Below are 18,413 nucleotides of genomic sequence, written 5' to 3'. Positions count from 1 at the left end.
ATCTTGACTCCAGGCAAGTCTAATATATAGTCTAAATAAAAGTCCATGACAGTAAATGTATTGTTTGTTACATTATACACCATAAAGTCAGGAGAGCCCATTCCCCATCCTTGCTCAGAAATTGCTCTGGCTAAGTTGGGATTCTTGACCATGTTCTTGACTGCTAGATCTTCCACCACAATCACTTGGTTTTCGTTGACTATCTTGCGGGATAGCTTAGGTCGAAAATCTTCGCGGATTCTGGCAATTTTGCCAGTGACTTTAGCAACCAGTTTTTTCGCTTTTCTACGATTACTGGTTCCCGTTTTCTTCGCAAGTTTACGCTGTTTGCGTTTCTTATTGCGTTCCAGCTTTTGCAACTTGCGTTTGACTCGTTTGGATTGATTGTGTTTATTGCCATCAGACGCGATCGCGAAATCTTTCAATCCAAGATCTACGCCGATTGCACTATTGCTCGGTTGAATTGTCTCTTGGGACACTTCAAACAAGATTGATGCAAAGTAGGTGCCATCGCTGTTCATTGAAACAGTCACGCAACCTTGCGATGCCCTTGGCAAGTCACGATGAAATTTGGTTCGGACGGTTCCCAATGTACCCGGGAATTTGATCGATTTTTCCGCGACGTTGAGCAAGACATTCTGAGGATACCCAACACTTTGTTTTGCTCCTCTTTTCTTGAAAGTCGGATACTTGGCTCTGCCCTCAAAAAAATTGACAAACGCACTGCTGAGATTGAATGTGACCCGTTGCAATGATTGAGAATAGGCGAGTCCCAACCATTCAAATTCACGCTTCAAATCGGGTAGCAACTTATCCATTGCAGCTTTGCTCAGACCTTTCCCAGTATCCTTGTATCCTTCGGTTGTCAAGTGCAGCATTCGGTTATACAACCATCTGCAATTACCGAAACATTGGGCAAGATATTGTTCCTGATCTTGACTGGGATAAATTCTGAGTTTGACTGCTTTGTACATTAGCCCGCAATTTCTACGGTTTTTTTACATTCATGGTAGCATAGGTTTCGACAATGTGTATAAAGTTACCATTAAGAATTTGTTCGTCTCGTCATGATTGCTTTCCCTTGTTTCACTACGTTGAGCCTCGGTCAAGCAATCCTCCAAGGGCTCACTCGCATTCATCCCCCACCAAATCAAAGATTATGATGGGGGCATTCTGCTGCTTCGAGGTAAAGTGCGATCGCACAATCGATGCAGCCGCATGGGGAGTATCTTGAATGTCGATCGACAGGCGCCACGCACAGAAGGCGGGAATTGAGGCGATGGATGTGCGATCGAACCTATCTTGTCAAAGCCCTTGGCTGCTGCTGCGTTGCGATCGTGGATTAGCTGTTGAGATTAAGCAACTGTTTTCGATTTGGCTTTAATAGGTATTGCGATCGCAAACTCTGCACCCTTTCCGGGAGTTGAATTCACCTCCAGAGTCCCAGCATGGGTGTCAACCGCGATCGCACGAGCAATGGCTAATCCCAAACCTGTGCCTTTACCAACAGCCTTACTGGTAAACTGGTGGTCGAAGATTTTCTGTTTTACTTCGTCAGTCATACCTATACCATTATCTCGAATAGAAATAACGACAGATTGAGAGTCATTCGATAGTTCAGTCTTAACCCAAATGCAATTTGGCTGAGCTTTTATTTCCTCAAAACTGCGTCCCTGATTCGATTCTTCCAGGGCATCAATAGCATTGGCAAGCAAATTCATAAACACCTGATTGAGTTGTCCGGCATAACATCGCACAGCAGGTAAACTTCCATACTGTTTAACAACTTCAATTGCTGGACGTGTTTCGTTAGCTTTGAGGCGATATTTGAGAATCATTAAAGTGCTATCAATACCATCGTGAATATTGTAAGCAACAGGAGAGCTGCTATCGGCGCGAGAAAACGTTCTCAGACTGGTGCTAATGTCACGAATCCGAATCACGCCCTCTTTCATCGAGCCAATTAATTTGGGTAAGTCTTCACGAATGTAATCCAAATCGATAGCATCGATTTCCTTTTGAATTACTTCCCCTGGTTCAGGAAAATTTTCTTGATATAGGTCAATTAAACCAAACAAATCTTTCACGTAATCTAAAGCAGGTTGGATATTTCCAGCCAAAAATCCAACTGGATTATTGATTTCATGGGCAACTCCAGCCACCAACTGCCCGAGTGTGGACATTTTTTCGCTTTGAATGAGCTGAATTTGCGATTTTTGAAGCTCAGAAACCGCTTCCGAGAGTGCCATATTTGTTTGCTGAAGTTCCTGAGTTCGTTCTTGCACCCTTGACTCTAGACGCAGACGATCTTCTTCTAAGTGCTCTGCTCGGCGGCGCACATTTTCCAGAATCAAGTTCTGAACTTGCTGGTTAGCTCGCAGGTATTGCTGTCGAAATACGATTACCAGAGTACAAACCAGAGACAGAACAATCAACACAAAGCCAAAATTCGCCCAGTAGGTAAGGTTTGCAGACCTTTGAGAAGCTTCCTTCGTAGCCTTTGTTATAATTTCATACAACTTCTCATAACTCGGATCGACTAGAGTTTTATCAACTTCTAACGCTGCCTCAATGCGGTTGGATTCCAGAAGCTTTAAGAGTTGATTAACAGCAGTTGCATAGGTTTGATAGGCAGATTCAACTTTTTGTATCTGGTCTAAGGAAGGGGTAGTTGTGTGTAATGCCTCCAAACTGCGTTGTGCCTGCTCTTGCTGCTTCTCCAAGGCTTCTTTTAACTCGGAGTCAACTTGTTTTTTAGAGATAGCTCTCCACTCCAAAGCATCCAAACGATTTGCTGTCGCTTGCAAATGATGGAGTTCTCGCTCATGATTCGCTGCACGATCTGACCTAGCATTTAAAGTTGCGATACCACAGGTTGATACCACGACCGCAGCCATCGCTACGCCTAGAGATGACCAACTATAAGACTGCTTGTGAGGAGACATAGTTCAACCCTACAAATCAAAAGTTGGCAAGACCGCTCACTTGTTTATATTTCCGCTAAGTTATCAGGAAATAACCAGGGGGCGGTTGAGAACTACTAGCAGTTAATGTTTAACCTACCGCCATCACCGACAACCACAGCAACCTAACTATTAATTATATAACTGTTGCGGTAAAATGACCGATTTATTCTTAATAATGGCATATTTTATTGTGGATGTCAACTGTCAAATTAACGGCTCAATAACCGCCCAGAAAGCACAATAATCGCTGGTAAATCAGCGAATAACAAGGCTAAAGCGTGAAATCATTGGATCTCGTTAAGATTCCCTAAAATTACCAGCGGTTATGGAGTAGTTACGTGTAAACATCTATATGCGATCGCATTTTATATCAATTCCGGCTGCACCGGAATAATATAGAGTCCAAGGCAGTGCCGTTTCCCTACCCTAATTAATTGTAGGGACACGGCACTGCCGTCTCCTTCTCAAAAAGATGAGGTATGACTGACAGCTTATATAATCAGTTCAACTAAGAGGGCCCAAGCCCAACAACGTACCTCATCTCTCTGAGAACCGCTATATAATTAGGTAGATTATACCCTAACTATTCCGGAGGAAGGTCTACTGGGTAAACGATAGAACTTCGATGCAGCGGTATATGGGGTTGGTTGTAGCGCATAAAGTGAGCTTCAATGTTGAAAACTGATAGCACTAACGTTTCAGGATTAAAGACCCTTCCACCACGGACATCTTTTTTTGCAAATTGCCGGAACTACTGTGATTCAAAATGATGACATAAGCTTGACCAGGAAACTGCAAACTTTTAGCCAGCAGCTCGGCCACATTTTGATCCGCATTCTCACTTTCTATCAAACCTCGTTTGCGAACGATTCCTAGGATACAGAAAGGTTTTTCGGGAAAGTAGGTGATAATTTTCTCTACCAAATAAGCTTCTTGAACCTGTGAGTAGGGAGCCAACTGTTGTTTGAGTTCATCTACTTCTGATGGTTTCAGAGTATGAGGTTTGAGTTGGTCGCGATCGCTCACGCTAGCTCTTTCCTGTTGAGCTTTGAGCATCAACTGAGAATGCTTCTCGGCTCGATCGCGATATTTGTCTGCTTTGTCAGTTTGACCTCGTTGCCAGAAAAAACAGTAAATTAGCTGGCACCCGTCTATTACCCAATCTATCCTTTGTGTCATAGCCTTTTCCAGGCAAGCAATACCTGCTAGATCGTCCTTTTGCAGTAAGATCTGCCCGAGGCTATAGTTGGCTTCTGCACAATCGGGGTGAGTTTTTAAGACATCTTGCAACAAGGGAATTGCTGCTTCACCACCTCGCACTTCTAATGTGTAATGGGCTCGTTCCCATGCTTCTCGTTCATCCAGTGTTTGCACTTGTGCTTTTTGCTCTAAAGCTTGCAGTTTACTTTGGATTTGTTGGAGGTAAGCATACTGCTGCCGCCAAGGTGTTGATGCTGCTTCTTTCCAATCGCGATCGAACTGGGTAGCAAACTGTTCTAAGCTGTTTCCGAGAAGATGTTCTGCTGCACTGGTTTGTATGGTTACTGACTGAAGCAATTTTGGCGATCGAGTCCTCAGATAACCTAGGGATTTGAGTCGATCGCTCAGACAGGGATGGGTGTCTGCATTATCGGTCTTTTCTGCCAGAGCCTGCTCTAGCCATAGATTGGTCTGTGCTTCTGCGATCGCACCGTGCAGGAAAGTTAACATAGAAGAATAAGCATTGTCAGGCGGATCGACCCGATCTGCAACCTGCTTGTGGATATCTAACCAAAAGGAACTTTCTAGAAAACGGGCTTTGATTTTTACATTAATTAGCGCCTCAGCCGCATGGCGTACTCCAGCGAGTTGGGCTGCACAGCGATCGGCTTCGTACTCATCCATCCGTGCTAGGGTAAAAGAGTAGGCATTAAAGGAAGGCCAATACCATTCTAGGAAGCTATTAAACAACTTTGATGCTCCATGTTGGTCGCTCTGGTATAACCGTTCGTAAATCTGCAACCAGGTTTTGCGAATTCGATAAATCCATGCCGCGAAGCGAGAATGATTGCCCGAGAGATGTCCTAATTCGTGTGCCAGAACGGCTTTAAATTGTTCCAAAGACAAGGACTGCATCAGGGGAAGTCCTAGAAGCAAGTAGTTTTTTTGCCAGCCAAAGATACCGAGCCGCGGAACTTGAACGACTGCTGCATTGAATTCTCGATTCAACAAGATGTTGTGGAATCGGGGAGCCTCAAGTTTAGCGGTCAATTCGTCTACCAGGCCGAATAAGTGAGGAACTCGATCGCGACTCAGTTTCAATCCTTGAGGATGGGGGAAAGTTACCCAGAGCGATCGCACAATTGCCCATGCCGGAATCAGTAACAAAATGCCAAACTTAATGATGTAACCATTGATGTGATGGCTAAACATCATCACAAAGACTAACAGCCCGATCAGTGCGAATAATCCAGCAAGTATTAAAAAGATGTAGGCATAACCTAATACGGCAAACAGGGCTACTCGCAAGCGGTAACTTCCCGGATGACGCTGCGAGAATTCTTCCAAATTTTTGACTAATTTATCAAACTCTTTCTGATTGATTGCCATAGGAAACAGTTGTTTTATATGTGCTGATGGCCAATTGCATTAATTGCACAAAAGTATGATGGACTCGATGTTTCTGGTTTTGCATAACCAGCGCTAATAACTCGTCGATGCCAACCAATAACCTTTATAGGTTAAACTCAATGCTGTAAATGCTGTTTAAGTCAAGATGAATTATTATTCCCACCCATCCTAATTCAATTTTTTTGGATGGTCGGGCAGTGTTTACAAAAATTGATGGGAGTTGTCCGCGAGATGAATTGGGAAGTTGCGATCGCTCTTTTTATATAGTGCGATCGCGCCAAAGCTCATGTCTCAATGTCGATCGCCACTATCTTACCGCGATCGCCTGTCTCGACTTGAGGGCGGACTTGAGATTCATAAATCCGATCGCCCGCCTTGACAAATTCTTCTTTGCTGTAGCGGGGTTGTCGGACTATCATCGTTTTACCTGGTTTCAACGATTGCTGTTAACGAAATAGAGTGACGGGTGCAGACAACAGTAGCTGAGTCTTTTCAACAATTGTTACGCGGGAATTTGTAGCGACTTATATCGTTGAATGAGAATCTCATCAACATCCCCTAAAAATCCATCACAACAAACCGCGATAGCGAATAAAAATCAACACCACCGCCCACGAACCCAAAGCAACCTTGATCGCCACCAAAATATTCAGCAAAGGCACTACACCACCACTAACTAATGCCCCAAACTGTCCGTGCGGCAACTCGTACCCACACAAAGTTATCGCAGACAACACCACAAAAACCAATACCGAAATCTTCTCCCAAGTCGCCGCGTGCGATCGATCGTAAATCCGTTGCATCCACTCGGATGACGAAGTAATCGCCACCAAACCGATCGCAGTTCCCCCCGCGACACCCGCCGCAAAACCGCCTCCCGGAGTCAAATGTCCCCGCAATGACAATTCAATACTCACCAAAGCCGCAATAGTCGCTCCCAAACGGGCTAACACAATTGAAGGTTGATCGGTAAACTGATAAATTGTGCAGGATGGTCTTTCCGTGGCTAACAGAAAATTAGCGCCCATAATGGCGATCGTAAATACCACTACTTCAAAAATCGTGTCATAAAGGCGATTGCGGAAAATAATCGCCGATACTGCATTGGGAATTCCGCTATCTTTGACAATCAATTCTACGATCGCCAAACCTGATAAACCTGATGTTGGATTGGCAAAAAATAGCATTTTAATGTAAAGCACTATCCCCGCCGCAATGTAAACCCATTTCATTGATAATCCTCCGCTAAATCCGTAGCATTTTTGTAAGCCAGACTGGTATTTACTGATGAAATTTCGACCTGCATGATGTCATAAAGCCGTTGAATTCTAGTCACTGTTTGATAATGTTTGGCTTCTGGATTACCATCTAGCACAGGTACACAACTTGCATGAATTTCTTTCTCCATCAAGGCGCGATGTAAACCCTCCAGACTGGTGAAAGGTACTACCTCAATGCGGAGATAATACTTGCTAAAAATCCGCCGAAAATCCTTCATCAATGAGTTAAAATCGCGGGGACTTTCTACTGTCAACTCTACCTTCAAAACATCACCATCCGACTCGACTTTCTCCTCTTCCAACACGCCCAAACGCATCACCAAGGACGATCGCACCGCCACCGCATACAGAGTTATTGCCAACATCGTACCCATCAAGGCTTCCGTCAAAGCCACATCCGCCGCCCCAAACACTGAATAGATCAATGCTGCGATCGCACCTAATATGCCGCGAATGACTAGGGCATGGTAGGGATTAGCCTGAACTACTACCATACAAGCAGCCAAGGGCAACAGCGCAGTTAAGATATAGATATAGCTATCATCATTCATAATGTCTCTGTTGGAAACTCCTTCTGATTTTCTGCCTCTTCACTCGAACAGTGTGCAAACACATATCCCAGCATTGTATTCCAGATTGCCAAGGAAATAATTGCTAAAGTTAGCAGCGGCCATCTACTAGGTATTTTGATCAGCAGCCCGACAACGATTAGGATCGAACCCAAGGTATCGGCAACCGAAAGACTGTGTAACTTAAATAATACCGATCGCTTGCCGACTAGGTGAGAAGTTCCCCAAAACCAGAAGAATATTCCTACACCAAAAAATACATAACTCACCACATCAATCATAAATCATCCATTCGTTTTATTATGTGTGCTAACAGCATTAATCCCGCATTTCCCACAGTCAGGATTATCGCCCCTACAGCGCCAATCATCCAATCGTCCCGCAAGACAGAGATGAACAAAGTCATAATTCCTGCCTTGGTGGAAATACTGCCCAAGGCTAACATTTTCTGCCAAATATCATCATCCGTCAATGCCTCGTACATGGGGATGAGCATGGCTGCAATCATCGCAATTAAGAGCAAATTCATGGTTTTTTAATCGGGAAAACCCGGTGAACTTCGTAGCAGCCTTCTTGGTTGTGTCTCACCACAATTGTTTTGGGCGTAAACGTGATTAGGAATACATCCAAAAATATCATGATCGGCGATCTTTTCATTTTTGCCCGTTCCAAAATCATGTCTTCTCCGTTATGGGGACGAATGATAATTTCAAAGGCCTCAATGTATGCTACCGGAATCGCAATCAGGATTTTTTTGAGCATACTTAGCCATTCCTTGATCCTTTCCGGGGATGTATTGCCGCGGGGTAGGAGAAATGCGATCGCTATACCAATGATGATATTTGGCACGGTGAAATCGGCGGTAAGCAAAAACCAAATTGTCAATCGTAATATCAAACTTCCAATCATCTTTTTTCCTTCTTAGACTTTTTGCATAAATCTTTGATGTGCAACAACCGCAGATGTCATGCAGATTAACGGAGATAAACGCAGATAATTACAAGATACTTTCTAATTTTACTAGATATCTCTTGCATACTCTTATTGCGAGCGATCGCAAGGCTGCATCTGGTTTTTGAAGAGAGCGAAGCATGACCGCATATAAGCTATTACTGATAATCTCATATTTACTGCGGTCATGCTTCGCCCCTACACACATATTTACCAAACTGAGGTGCATCCGATCGCACTTTCTATTCAAGTGTGGGTTCCTGTCGCTAATGCCATCCAAAAGAGTGCGATCAAGGTTAGAGTCATCACACCTACCAGATGATCGAATTGCTCGGCTGCACGCGGCAGGGCGATCGCTAACCGTTTAATAATTAAAACATAAATCAGCCACCCGATCGCGATCGTCCCCACTGCTTTGATGATACTTTCAATGCTATAAGCATCTAAGTACACCACATTTGCGATAATTAGCCCGCCAATTAAGAGGATGACTGCTGGCCACAAACCCGGCTTGACTTCTTGTTTCTCGCCGCGCGGGATAAAGATTAATTTGGCGAAGGTTATAGCTGTACCTACGGCCGCAATATTCATAGGGATCGCCTGCCAAGGTGCTACACTTTTCAAGGTCAACACTTTTGCCCCAAATCCTGCCAACAAAGGAAAGCCGGAAATGGAGAGACTGGCGATTACTAAGGCTATCCAAATTTTTGGATCGATCGCCTTAGATTGCAGTTCTTTGAAGTTGCGACTTGGTAAGGAACCGGCAATTAAGAAGAGGCTTGATTTAACTAAACCGTGAGTCAGCGCATAAAAACCACCGACTTCCGGTGCTGCTAGAATAAAGCCTAACTGGGCAATTGTGCTGAACGCTAGCATCCGTTTTGTATCTTTTTCAAAGATGGCATAGGATACTCCCATTAAAGCTGTCGCCACGCCAAATATTCTGACGATAGTATCAATGTCATCGGAAACCAAGGCACAGCGCAACAAAGGTAAGATACTCGCTTTGATGACTATTCCTGAGAGTAAGGCGGAGACTGGGGTTTCTGATTCTGAGTGAGTTAGCGGCAGCCAGAATCCCGATACAAAAATCCCGCCTTTGAGCAATAATCCCAGAAAAATAAGGGCTAAAGCTTCTGGTGGCGCACCTTTTAAACCGTCAAAAACAAAGGAATTATGTTTTTGATAGACTAGCACCGCGCCCACGAGGTAAAATAGCATGGCGGTGTTGCTGACAAACAGATAGCGCAAGGCTACCCATAAAGAGCGATCGGTGCGAGGATAGGCAATTAACAGAAAAGCTGCAATCCCGCTGACTTCTAGGGCGACGTATAAACTGATAAAATCTGCACAGATAAATGTCGCATTTATACTGCCGTGCAGAATAATCATCTGGGAGTAAAAGAAGGCTGATTTACCACTGTGCCAACAGTAGAAAATGACGGCAGCAGTTACTAGGGCATTTGTCAAGATAAAGTAAGCGCCTAACTGATCTGCGACTACTTGAACGCCGAAATTATCTAGTAAGTTGAGTTTGAGGGGCGATTTTTCGAGAAATAGTTGTAGCGCGTAGCCTGCTGAAACAAAGGTGACTGCTAAGGCGAGATATTTGTCAAGCTTGGGAAGTAGATAAATGACGAACCCGATAAAAAATGGTATGGTCAGCCAAGCGATCGTAATAATATTCATGGATGGGTTTACGGCGTGTTATTTTTCTCGATCTCGCTGGTTTCCAATGTGGGATTATCCCGTGCTAGCTTCATCACACCTACCAGCATCAGGGCTTGAATCGAAAAGCCGATGACGATCGCAGTTAAGATGATCCCTTGGGGGACTGGATCGGCGAAAGCTCTATTTTTGACATCTCCCATAATTGGCGTGAACAAGCCATTGAGGGATGCGATTACGACATAATAGGCAATTACACCGGTGCTCATTACGTCCATAGAGACGATCTTCATCACCAGGTTCTTTTTAAGGATGATACCAAAAAATCCGCACAATACTGTGGCAAATACGAAGGCTTCTAACACGGAAATTTTTGTTGCTTAAGGTTTGGTGACAATGATACATTACTTGGGTGCTACTAATGTAGGGCGAGTCGATCGATTTTAGATTTTAGATTTGGGATTTTAGATTGACTTGGCAAGTAATGCGATCGAGGTTGGGAAGCTATCGTAAAGTTATGTTAATTTTTGGTACTGATTTTAAATGGGACTACAGAGTGTAACTGGGGCGATCGCGCGTGCAGGGCGATCGGGCGATCGCACGCCCGATACACTGGAATGGGAGTACAATGAATGATATTTCTATTCAAAGTGATGCGCTGAGTGGAGCCCGCTTCGGAACTGGCAAGATGCCCGTTCCACAAAAAAAGGATTTTTTTGATTTATTCTGGGGTGAAATTATCCCCGGCTGCGGAACAGGCAAGATGCCTGTTCCACAAAAAAATATTTTTTTGATTTGTTTTTTGTCGGTGGAATTGTCGCCCGTTCACCAATTATTTGCCAAATATTATGGTCTTTTTATACTTACCTAATTATCCAAATTACTGCTAAAATAAAGTACGAGTCCTTGCCGCTCAAATGCAGACCATGACCGCACAAACCTCCGTACAATTCCAAGACAGTTTCGACATCATCGTAGTAGGTGGCGGACACTCCGGCTGCGAAGCCGCCCTCGCCACATCTCGCCTCGGATGCCGCACGCTTTTACTCACCCTCAACCTCGACAAAATTGCGTGGCAACCCTGCAACCCAGCCGTCGGCGGCCCCGCTAAAACTCAACTTACCAACGAAGTCGATGCCCTAGGTGGAGAAATCGGCAAAATGGCCGATCGCACTTATCTACAAAAGCGCGTCCTCAACGCTTCGAGAGGCCCCGCAGTTTGGGCGCTGAGAGCCCAGACAGACAAGCGGGAATACGCCGCTGTCATGAATAATATTGTCGAAAATCAAGAGAATTTGACCGTCCGCGAAGCGATGGTTACAGACTTAGTTTTGGGCAAAAATGAAGAAGTCATCGGCGTTGAAACCTACTTCGGCGTCGGCTTTGGATGCAAAGCCGTAATTCTCACCACAGGAACTTTTTTAGGTGGCACAATTTGGGTTGGCAACAAGTCGATGCCGGCCGGACGTGCCGGAGAATTTGCAGCCGTAGGTTTGACAGAAACTCTCAACCGTTTGGGCTTTGAAACCGGACGGTTAAAAACAGGAACTCCGGCAAGAGTTGACAAACGCACTCTCGATTACACAAACCTGGAACCGCAGCCGGGAGATGCAGATGTTCGCTGGTTTAGTTTCGATCCAGAAGTCTGGGTGGAACGCGAACAAATGCCCTGCTATTTAACTCGAACCACGCCCGAAACTCACCAGTTAATTAGAGACAACTTGCACCTTTCTCCAGTTTACGGCGGCTGGGTTGATGCGAAAGGCCCGCGCTACTGTCCGAGTATTGAAGATAAAATCGTGCGCTTTGCAGATAAGGAAAGCCACCAGATTTTTATTGAACCGGAAGGTAGGGATATTCCTGAACTTTATATCCAAGGATTTTCGACTGGTTTGCCGGAAAGTTTGCAATTGCAAATGCTGCGGACTCTTCCAGGTTTGGAAAAGTGCGAGATGATGCGCCCTGCTTATGCTGTGGAGTACGATTATTTGCCTGCAACTCAGTGCTTTCCGACTCTGATGACTAAGAAGATTGAAGGGCTGTTTTGCGCGGGACAGGTGAACGGTACGACGGGATATGAGGAGGCGGCTGCACAGGGGATTGTCGCAGGTATTAATGCGGCTAGGTTTGCGAAGAATCAGGAGATGATTGTGTTTGCCCGCGAGCAAAGTTATATCGGCACTTTGATTGACGATTTGTGTACGAAGGATTTGCGGGAACCTTACCGGATGTTGACTTCGCGATCGGAATATCGGCTGTTGTTGCGATCGGACAACGCCGACCAACGCTTGACCCCGCTTGGACGGGAAATTGGCTTAATTGGCGATCGGCGCTGGGAGTTATTCGATCGCAAACAAGCTAATATTGTCGCGGAAAAAGCCCGTTTGTACTCAACTCGCGTCAAAGAACACGAAGAGGTTGGCAAAGCAATTTTTGCTGACACTCAACAAGTGATTAAAGGTTCAATAACTCTGGCTGATTTGCTGCGCCGTCCCGGTTTTCACTACGTCGATTTAGAACGCTACAACTTAGGCAATTCCAGTCTAAAACTAGCTGAGAAAGATGGTGCAGAAATCGAACTCAAATACTCCGGTTATTTGCAAAGACAGCAAAATCAAATCGATGACATTGCCAAACACGAACGCCGCCAATTACCTGCGGATTTGGATTATATGGCAATTACAACTCTCTCGAAGGAGTCGCGGGAGAAGTTGACTAAAATTAGACCCTTGACTATTGGCCAAGCGACGAGAATTGGCGGGGTAAATCCGGCTGATGTTAATGCTTTGTTGATTTATCTGGAAGTCCGCAACCGCAAACAGCCGGCTGCTGTGGGAAAATGAATAAACTTTACTATCGTGGCATGGCAGAGCAAAATGGTAAGCCGAAAATAGGTCGCAGTGCTAGATTACTAGGGGTAAGACCTGGTATTGACATAGATATTGAGCAAATGCCCACAGGTTATCTGAATGAGCAAGGCTATTTGTTAGCAGAGTTAGAACGTGAGTTTCGAGGAGAGTTGGTTGCTGTTGCTGTCAGGAATACAAAGGGAATGTCGGTTTCCATTTCAATTGAAAGTTTACCAGCATTTCGCAGACCTACAAAATTTGGTGGGACTGGAAAAGACTCTCTATGGCAAATTGATGACATAAAAATTATTGGAGATTTGCAGGCTGTCCAAGATAGCCCGACGCACGTTAGCATCTTGCCAAGAGCTACAATGTCTCTGGAAATGTACGATGCCGCATTGGCAAACACCCAAAATGATTGGGAAAGAGTTGATTAATCTCATATATCATAGGAGTCTATAACAATGGCATGGATATTCAGTTTATCGGCAGAATGTGGCTCAGATGAAAGCAATGTTAATAAATTTGCTCAACACTTTGAGAAAATAGAATGGCTACTCTCAAACGATCGCCAATGCCTGTGTCGCACAGACACTTTTCAAGATATCGATCAAAACTGGTGGTGTCGAGTTTATCCAAATAATATTAGTCAAGTGGGAATAGATAGCCCTGAAAGTGCTTATATAATGACAGAGTTAGGGATTTTACTGTATCACACTCTACGGTTTGCTCCATCGTTTCGCTATGCTTTGGTTGGTGTTGAAGTTGATGAATTTAGAACTTACAGTGAATTGATTGAGGATTTGTCAAACTTATCTCTTCCCGGATTAGTTTTAGCAAAAGAACTTATTCAGGGGCGAGAAACCTTACCAGTTTTTCGACCATTTAGTTCTAGTTATGTTTGGCAACCCTACGAGGGGGAAGTCTATAATCCATTAATGGCATCTCCCGACTTAAAAAATAAGCTGAATGAGCTTCTGGTTGTGGGTTAACTTTGTTATATTGATGTCTAATGAATTAACCAACTTCGAGATTAGGTTTTGTGACGATGAAAATACAACCGTTGTTGACCAAATTTTAATAGTTTTCACAGGAAATAACTATGCCCTTCAGTGCTTACAAAACTATTGATGCTGTCCTCAAAGAATTTCAAATTACCTACACTCAGTCCAACTTTATAGTTGAAACCGAATTCAATATTCCTGACTACTTTCGAGAAGACTTAGAAATAGTCATGGAAGAAGGTGCCGCCGACTGTTCGGAATTTGCTATCTGCGAAAATCTGATTTATCCACTTCTCAAAGAAGTTTGGAAATGCTACCGACAAAAGCTGATTTTATGGAGTCATAAAGCTCTAATATACGATCAAAATTTAACCGGATTTCCAGAGTATATCTTAGCTAAGAAATCTCCCTTAGGAAATATTGTTTTCGATCGCCCTTATTTCGTCTTGATTGAAGCGAAACAAGATAACTTTGAAGCTGGCTGGGGACAGTGCATCGCCGAAATGATTGCCGCTCAAAAAATGAATGAAAATCCCGCACAAACTCTATTTGGAATTGCTTCTAACGGAGACAGGTGGCAGTTTGGAAAATTAGAAGCTAATATCTTTACTCGCAACCGCACTTTTTACACCATTCAAGAACTCGATCGACTTTTTGCGGCTGTTAATTACGTATTTAAACAGTGCGAATTGATGTTAGATGCTGACGCGAACATATCAGACGGCGGTTGAAACCGCGCTTAGGAATGAGAATTAAATAACTTACAATTTTAATTATTGTGGGATGGGCGTCCCGCCCGTCCAGAAAAGACGGGCGGGACGCCCATCCCACTTTCTTTGTGTAAGTTATTAAATTTTCGTTCCTTAGACAAACAAAGTGCGGGTTTTGTCTGTGTAGGCGCGATTTCCATCCTACGTCTGATTTACTCGATCGCCCTAGCTAGCAATCATTCCCACTCGATCGTACCAGGTGGCTTAGAAGTAATATCGTAAACCACCCGGTTAACGCCCTTAACCTCATTCACAATCCGGTTCGAGATCAATTCCAACAAATCGTATGGAACCCGCGCCCAGTCAGCCGTCATCCCATCTTCGCTTTTGATAAATCTCAGAACAATTGGGTAAGCATAGGTGCGCTGATCGCCCATAACGCCTACACTGCGAATCGGGAGCAAAACTGCAAAAGCTTGCCAAAGTTCGTTGTACAATCCGTGGCGGTTGATTTCTTGGCGCACGATGAAGTCAGCATCCCGCAAAATATTCAGCCTCTCTGCGGTAACTTCTCCCGTAATCCGAATCGCCAATCCCGGGCCCGGGAAAGGTTGTCGGTTGACGATTTCTTCGGGAAGCCCGATCGATCTACCGACTTTTCGCACCTCATCCTTAAACAACTTTCGTAGCGGTTCGATCAGCTTAAAACACAAATCTTTAGGTAATCCGCCCACATTGTGGTGGCTTTTAATCTTAACAGCAACTCGTTCGCCGCTTTTCGGATCTACATTCGTGTCAGCCGACTCAATTACATCCGGGTAAAGAGTACCTTGAGCGAGGTAATCGAAGGGGCCGAGGCGCTTCGATTCTTCTTCAAATACACTGATAAATTCGTGGCCGATCCGCTTGCGTTTTACTTCAGGATCGGTAACGCCTTCAAGCTGAGCCAAAAAGCGATCGCGAGCTAGAACGTACTGCACCGGAATGTGGAATTCATCTTGAAACAATTTCACCAACCGTTCCGGTTCGTACTTCCGCATAAACCCTTGGTCGATAAACATACACGTAAGTTGGTCGCCGATCGCCTTGTGCAGCAAAAAAGCCAATGTTGAAGAATCAACCCCGCCAGATAGAGCCAACAAAACTCGTTGGTCTCCCACTCTGGCTCGAATTTCGCGAATAGTTTCCTCAACAAAAGTAGCTGTCGTCCAAGTCGGTTCGCACTCGCAAATATGGTAAACAAAATTGCGAATCAAAGCTTGTCCGCCGATCGAGTGAACCACTTCTGGATGAAACTGCACCCCGTATAAACTTTTCTCGTGGTGAGCAACAACAGCAGACGGAGTATTGTTCGTGTGAGCGAGAATCTCAAAACCAGTCGGCAACTCGCTACAGGAGTCTCCGTGGCTCATCCACATCGTCGCGCCTTCTTCGACATTTGTGAGCAAATCCGTCGGATCGTCAATAAATAGCGATGCCTTGCCGTATTCGGCCAACTTAGCCCGCTCAACAGTCCCGCCGAGTTGCTTTACCATCAACTGCATCCCGTAGCAGACGCCCAACACTGGTATTCCCAGATTCCAAATTTCCGGGTCGCATTGGGGAGCTCTTTCATCGTATACAGAACTCGGGCCTCCTGAAAGAATAATTCCTTTAGGATTGATAGCTTTTAACTGTTCTGCCGTAGTGCGGTAAGAAATAACTTCTGAATATACTTGAGTTTCGCGAATGCGTCGAGCAATCAGTTCGGAATATTGCGAACCGAAGTCGAGAATCACGATCATCTGGCGGTCTATTTGCCCCAGAGAAGAATTGGTGAGGTCGGATTCAGTTTCTATTTGAGTAGTCACGGTAATTGCGTAGTTGCTAATTGCTAATTGGGCTGAAAGTAGCGGAGGTATTTGTCGCCGCCTCAGTCTAATACTGATCGATGCGAGCGACCGTTAGTCGCTAGAAATAAATCTTATTTGTACTAGATTGCTCTCAGCGACGTTACTCGATTAATAGGGCTTGCGGTAAGCATAGATTCACTTCGACATTTACTCTAATTAATTGAACTCTTGCATCAGAAATTGCGTCAAGCAGCAACCTAGTATAATTAAGATCTAGGGACTGAGAATTATTACTTGTTAAATATTATCCCCGATCGCTCTTTTAAAAAGAATTCAGGGATATTCACACTACATTAACAAATTTGGGTCAGAAATGTATCCCCTATGTCACTTTTAACAATAATTTTGCGATCGCGCCCAAACATCACTGAACCCACGGGGATACGCTGGTTAGTATGAGTGAAAATGCAATCGGACGATCGCAAGTCGATTTCTCGGGCGATGTCGCCGTAAATTCGATCGACCCAATGGCTGCCAGTTGCCGCATCTAGAGCCCGCAGTTGGCCGAGAGCCTCTTCGGCTGTCGCCGCAGCAAAAATCGCAGAACACGCATCTGCGGGCATTCCAGCTTTAGCACAGAAAGCTGTCAAAATTTCCCGGCGCCCGTCAGCGAGGTGGTGGTGAGTGTGAAAAATCCCCGCCGCCAATTTCATCAATTTGCCGTGATAGCCAAACAGCAAGATCGATCGCACGCCCTGACATCCAGCCTCTGCCAGGAGCGGGCCCAGCCAGTTAGCCGTTTTCACCAGCCGCTGCGGATCGATGCCCAGTTGTCGCGCCAAATTGGAGCCATTTTCGCCGATGCAGAAGACTAAAGTGTCAAACAGTTCGGCTTTTTGTTGCAGTTGTTCGCGGTAAATTTCCAACTGTCCGGGGGCGCTCAGGGGTTGAGAAATCCCAGTTGTACCCAGCAGCGAAAGTCCTTCGACGACGCCGAAAGCTTCGTTAGAAGTGCGGGTGGCGAGTTGGCGCCCTGACGGCAGAATCAGCGTGACAGTAATTCTTTCTCCCGGTGCGAGTTCTCGGCTCAGATTCGATCGCAGCAGTCGCATCGCGTAATCATAGATTGCCGCTCCACCACCTACTTTGTGATGTCCAATTCCCTCGCCCCCGACAATCACAATCTGCTCCCCCTCTCCCTCCGCCTCTGGGAGCAATTCCACCATTGCCCAAACGGGTGTATTGCGAGTCAGATCGAGGTTGTCTCCCGGATCGGAGCGAGTCACGCCTAAAGCTGTACCAGTTTTGAGTACAGATGCTTGTTCGATCGCAATTTCTGCCGTAATTGGCGGTTCCAGTAAATCTACTGATACGCTACCTACAGACTGAGTACCTACGCGCAAGCACCGCAAAGCTGCAAGTGCGGCCGCACAGGCAAATACTGGCAGTGTATACCCGGATAAAGGTTGAGTTTTTGTCACAAAATGCAGAAATCCTTAAATTAGTCGGCGATCGACATCACAGTGTGGTAGTGATACCCCTCAAGCACTTAAGCTTCATTCTAGGGTTTGATATTATCAGCAGTTAGCCTCATTTTTGTCAAGCAAGAATTTTGTCCTGCCTGTTGTCTTGAAGCAAGCAACATTTTTTTTCAGGTGCGATCGTCAACAACCCACACCGAAGCCTTACGCGCACGTGGCGGTATCTTCAAAAAACCCGGAATCTCGTGAACCAAAGCTATCGGGAGCATCAATCGCGAGTGCGCTTAGACTGAGACACCGCTTCCCGGAATCAAGTACAAATATTGTAAACAGGTTCAAAAAACAAGATGGTTATGGCTATCTTCGACATACCTTGCACCCTTTTTCCTCGCATCAACCGCTCGTAAAAACCTGGACAAAGCTACCCAAAAGTAGTCAATGTTAGACATCTACGTTAGTAATTTTAGTCCACAGTCCTAAAACTACAGGAATA

The 18,413-nt window shown here is 45.0% G+C and carries 19 protein-coding genes; 6 read left to right on the top strand and 13 right to left on the bottom strand.

Annotated elements, in window-relative coordinates:
• Window positions 1-974 (bottom strand): transposase (locus JGK16_RS29555; protein ID WP_293193507.1); only part of this gene is annotated, 974 nt, incomplete at its 3' end.
• A gap of 260 nt (window positions 975-1,234) precedes the next feature.
• Here JGK16_RS29555 and JGK16_RS29550 point away from each other — a divergent pair.
• Window positions 1,235-1,384, top strand: a complete 150-nt coding sequence (locus JGK16_RS29550) for a hypothetical protein (protein ID WP_293193508.1) — start codon at window positions 1,235-1,237, stop codon at window positions 1,382-1,384.
• Here the strand turns inward: JGK16_RS29550 and JGK16_RS32845 are convergent.
• From JGK16_RS32845 to JGK16_RS29500, 10 genes are all read right to left on the bottom strand, one after another.
• Window positions 1,356-2,945, bottom strand: a complete 1,590-nt coding sequence (locus tag JGK16_RS32845; RefSeq protein ID WP_366517185.1) for an ATP-binding protein — start codon at window positions 2,943-2,945, stop codon at window positions 1,356-1,358. The genes JGK16_RS29550 and JGK16_RS32845 overlap by 29 nt on opposite strands.
• Before the next feature lie 711 nt (window positions 2,946-3,656).
• Complete coding sequence (locus JGK16_RS29540; RefSeq protein WP_293193509.1) at window positions 3,657-5,555, bottom strand: M48 family metallopeptidase; 1,899 nt, start codon at window positions 5,553-5,555, stop codon at window positions 3,657-3,659.
• A 305-nt stretch (window positions 5,556-5,860) separates the two neighbouring features.
• A complete protein-coding gene (locus JGK16_RS29535; protein ID WP_293186473.1) occupies window positions 5,861-5,995 on the bottom strand; it encodes a hypothetical protein in 135 nt (44 codons plus the stop codon).
• Window positions 5,996-6,145: 150 nt separating this feature from the next.
• Window positions 6,146-6,808 carry a Na(+)/H(+) antiporter subunit B gene (locus JGK16_RS29530; RefSeq protein WP_293186452.1) on the bottom strand — a complete coding sequence of 221 codons (663 nt, stop codon included), beginning with the start codon at window positions 6,806-6,808 and terminating at the stop codon, window positions 6,146-6,148.
• Complete coding sequence (locus JGK16_RS29525; RefSeq protein WP_293186454.1) at window positions 6,805-7,407, bottom strand: DUF4040 domain-containing protein; 603 nt, start codon at window positions 7,405-7,407, stop codon at window positions 6,805-6,807. The genes JGK16_RS29530 and JGK16_RS29525 overlap by 4 nt, the downstream gene beginning before the upstream one ends.
• Window positions 7,404-7,706 carry a monovalent cation/H(+) antiporter subunit G gene (locus JGK16_RS29520; protein WP_293186455.1) on the bottom strand — a complete coding sequence of 101 codons (303 nt, stop codon included), beginning with the start codon at window positions 7,704-7,706 and terminating at the stop codon, window positions 7,404-7,406. The genes JGK16_RS29525 and JGK16_RS29520 overlap by 4 nt, the downstream gene beginning before the upstream one ends.
• Entirely contained in the window at window positions 7,703-7,954 is a 252-nt protein-coding gene (locus JGK16_RS29515; protein ID WP_293143050.1) for a hypothetical protein, read from the bottom strand. The genes JGK16_RS29520 and JGK16_RS29515 overlap by 4 nt, the downstream gene beginning before the upstream one ends.
• Window positions 7,951-8,334: a Na+/H+ antiporter subunit E gene (locus JGK16_RS29510; RefSeq protein WP_293186457.1), complete on the bottom strand. Its 384-nt coding sequence runs from the start codon at window positions 8,332-8,334 to the stop codon at window positions 7,951-7,953. Before JGK16_RS29510 ends, JGK16_RS29515 begins: the two co-directional genes overlap by 4 nt.
• A gap of 288 nt (window positions 8,335-8,622) precedes the next feature.
• Window positions 8,623-10,065: a cation:proton antiporter gene (locus JGK16_RS29505; RefSeq protein WP_293193510.1), complete on the bottom strand. Its 1,443-nt coding sequence runs from the start codon at window positions 10,063-10,065 to the stop codon at window positions 8,623-8,625.
• An 8-nt stretch (window positions 10,066-10,073) separates the two neighbouring features.
• On the bottom strand, window positions 10,074-10,409 hold the full coding sequence (locus JGK16_RS29500) for an NADH-quinone oxidoreductase subunit K (protein ID WP_293143060.1): 336 nt from the start codon (window positions 10,407-10,409) through the stop codon (window positions 10,074-10,076).
• 263 nt (window positions 10,410-10,672) lie between these two features.
• On the opposite strand from JGK16_RS29500, the gene JGK16_RS29495 reads away from it, so the two are divergent.
• The 5 genes from JGK16_RS29495 to JGK16_RS29475 all read left to right on the top strand — a co-directional run bounded on the left by JGK16_RS29495 (window position 10,673) and on the right by JGK16_RS29475 (window position 14,628).
• On the top strand, window positions 10,673-10,915 hold the full coding sequence (locus JGK16_RS29495) for a hypothetical protein (RefSeq protein WP_293186461.1): 243 nt from the start codon (window positions 10,673-10,675) through the stop codon (window positions 10,913-10,915).
• Window positions 10,916-10,970: 55 nt separating this feature from the next.
• Window positions 10,971-12,887 carry a tRNA uridine-5-carboxymethylaminomethyl(34) synthesis enzyme MnmG gene (gene mnmG / locus JGK16_RS29490; protein WP_293193511.1) on the top strand — a complete coding sequence of 639 codons (1,917 nt, stop codon included), beginning with the start codon at window positions 10,971-10,973 and terminating at the stop codon, window positions 12,885-12,887.
• Window positions 12,884-13,330, top strand: coding sequence for a hypothetical protein (locus tag JGK16_RS29485; protein WP_293193512.1), 447 nt, complete (start codon window positions 12,884-12,886; stop codon window positions 13,328-13,330). The genes mnmG and JGK16_RS29485 overlap by 4 nt, the downstream gene beginning before the upstream one ends.
• Window positions 13,331-13,357: 27 nt before the next feature.
• Complete coding sequence (locus JGK16_RS29480) at window positions 13,358-13,885, top strand: hypothetical protein (protein ID WP_293186466.1); 528 nt, start codon at window positions 13,358-13,360, stop codon at window positions 13,883-13,885.
• A gap of 110 nt (window positions 13,886-13,995) precedes the next feature.
• On the top strand, window positions 13,996-14,628 hold the full coding sequence (locus JGK16_RS29475) for a hypothetical protein (RefSeq protein ID WP_293186467.1): 633 nt from the start codon (window positions 13,996-13,998) through the stop codon (window positions 14,626-14,628).
• A 215-nt stretch (window positions 14,629-14,843) separates the two neighbouring features.
• Here the strand turns inward: JGK16_RS29475 and guaA are convergent, their stop codons facing one another.
• A complete protein-coding gene (guaA, locus tag JGK16_RS29470) occupies window positions 14,844-16,457 on the bottom strand; it encodes a glutamine-hydrolyzing GMP synthase (protein ID WP_325315854.1) in 1,614 nt (537 codons plus the stop codon).
• A gap of 335 nt (window positions 16,458-16,792) precedes the next feature.
• Window positions 16,793-17,920 carry a cobalt-precorrin-5B (C(1))-methyltransferase CbiD gene (cbiD, locus tag JGK16_RS29465; protein ID WP_293186469.1) on the bottom strand — a complete coding sequence of 376 codons (1,128 nt, stop codon included), beginning with the start codon at window positions 17,918-17,920 and terminating at the stop codon, window positions 16,793-16,795.
• Window positions 17,921-18,413: the final 493 nt, after the last annotated feature.

It is taken from the genome of Microcoleus sp. PH2017_09_SFU_O_A (genome assembly GCF_020738625.1).
Taxonomy (GTDB): Bacteria; Cyanobacteriota; Cyanobacteriia; order Cyanobacteriales; family Microcoleaceae; genus Microcoleus.
The sequence above is the reverse complement of the archived record's forward strand: the minus strand, read 5'-3'. Positions and strand labels throughout refer to the sequence as shown.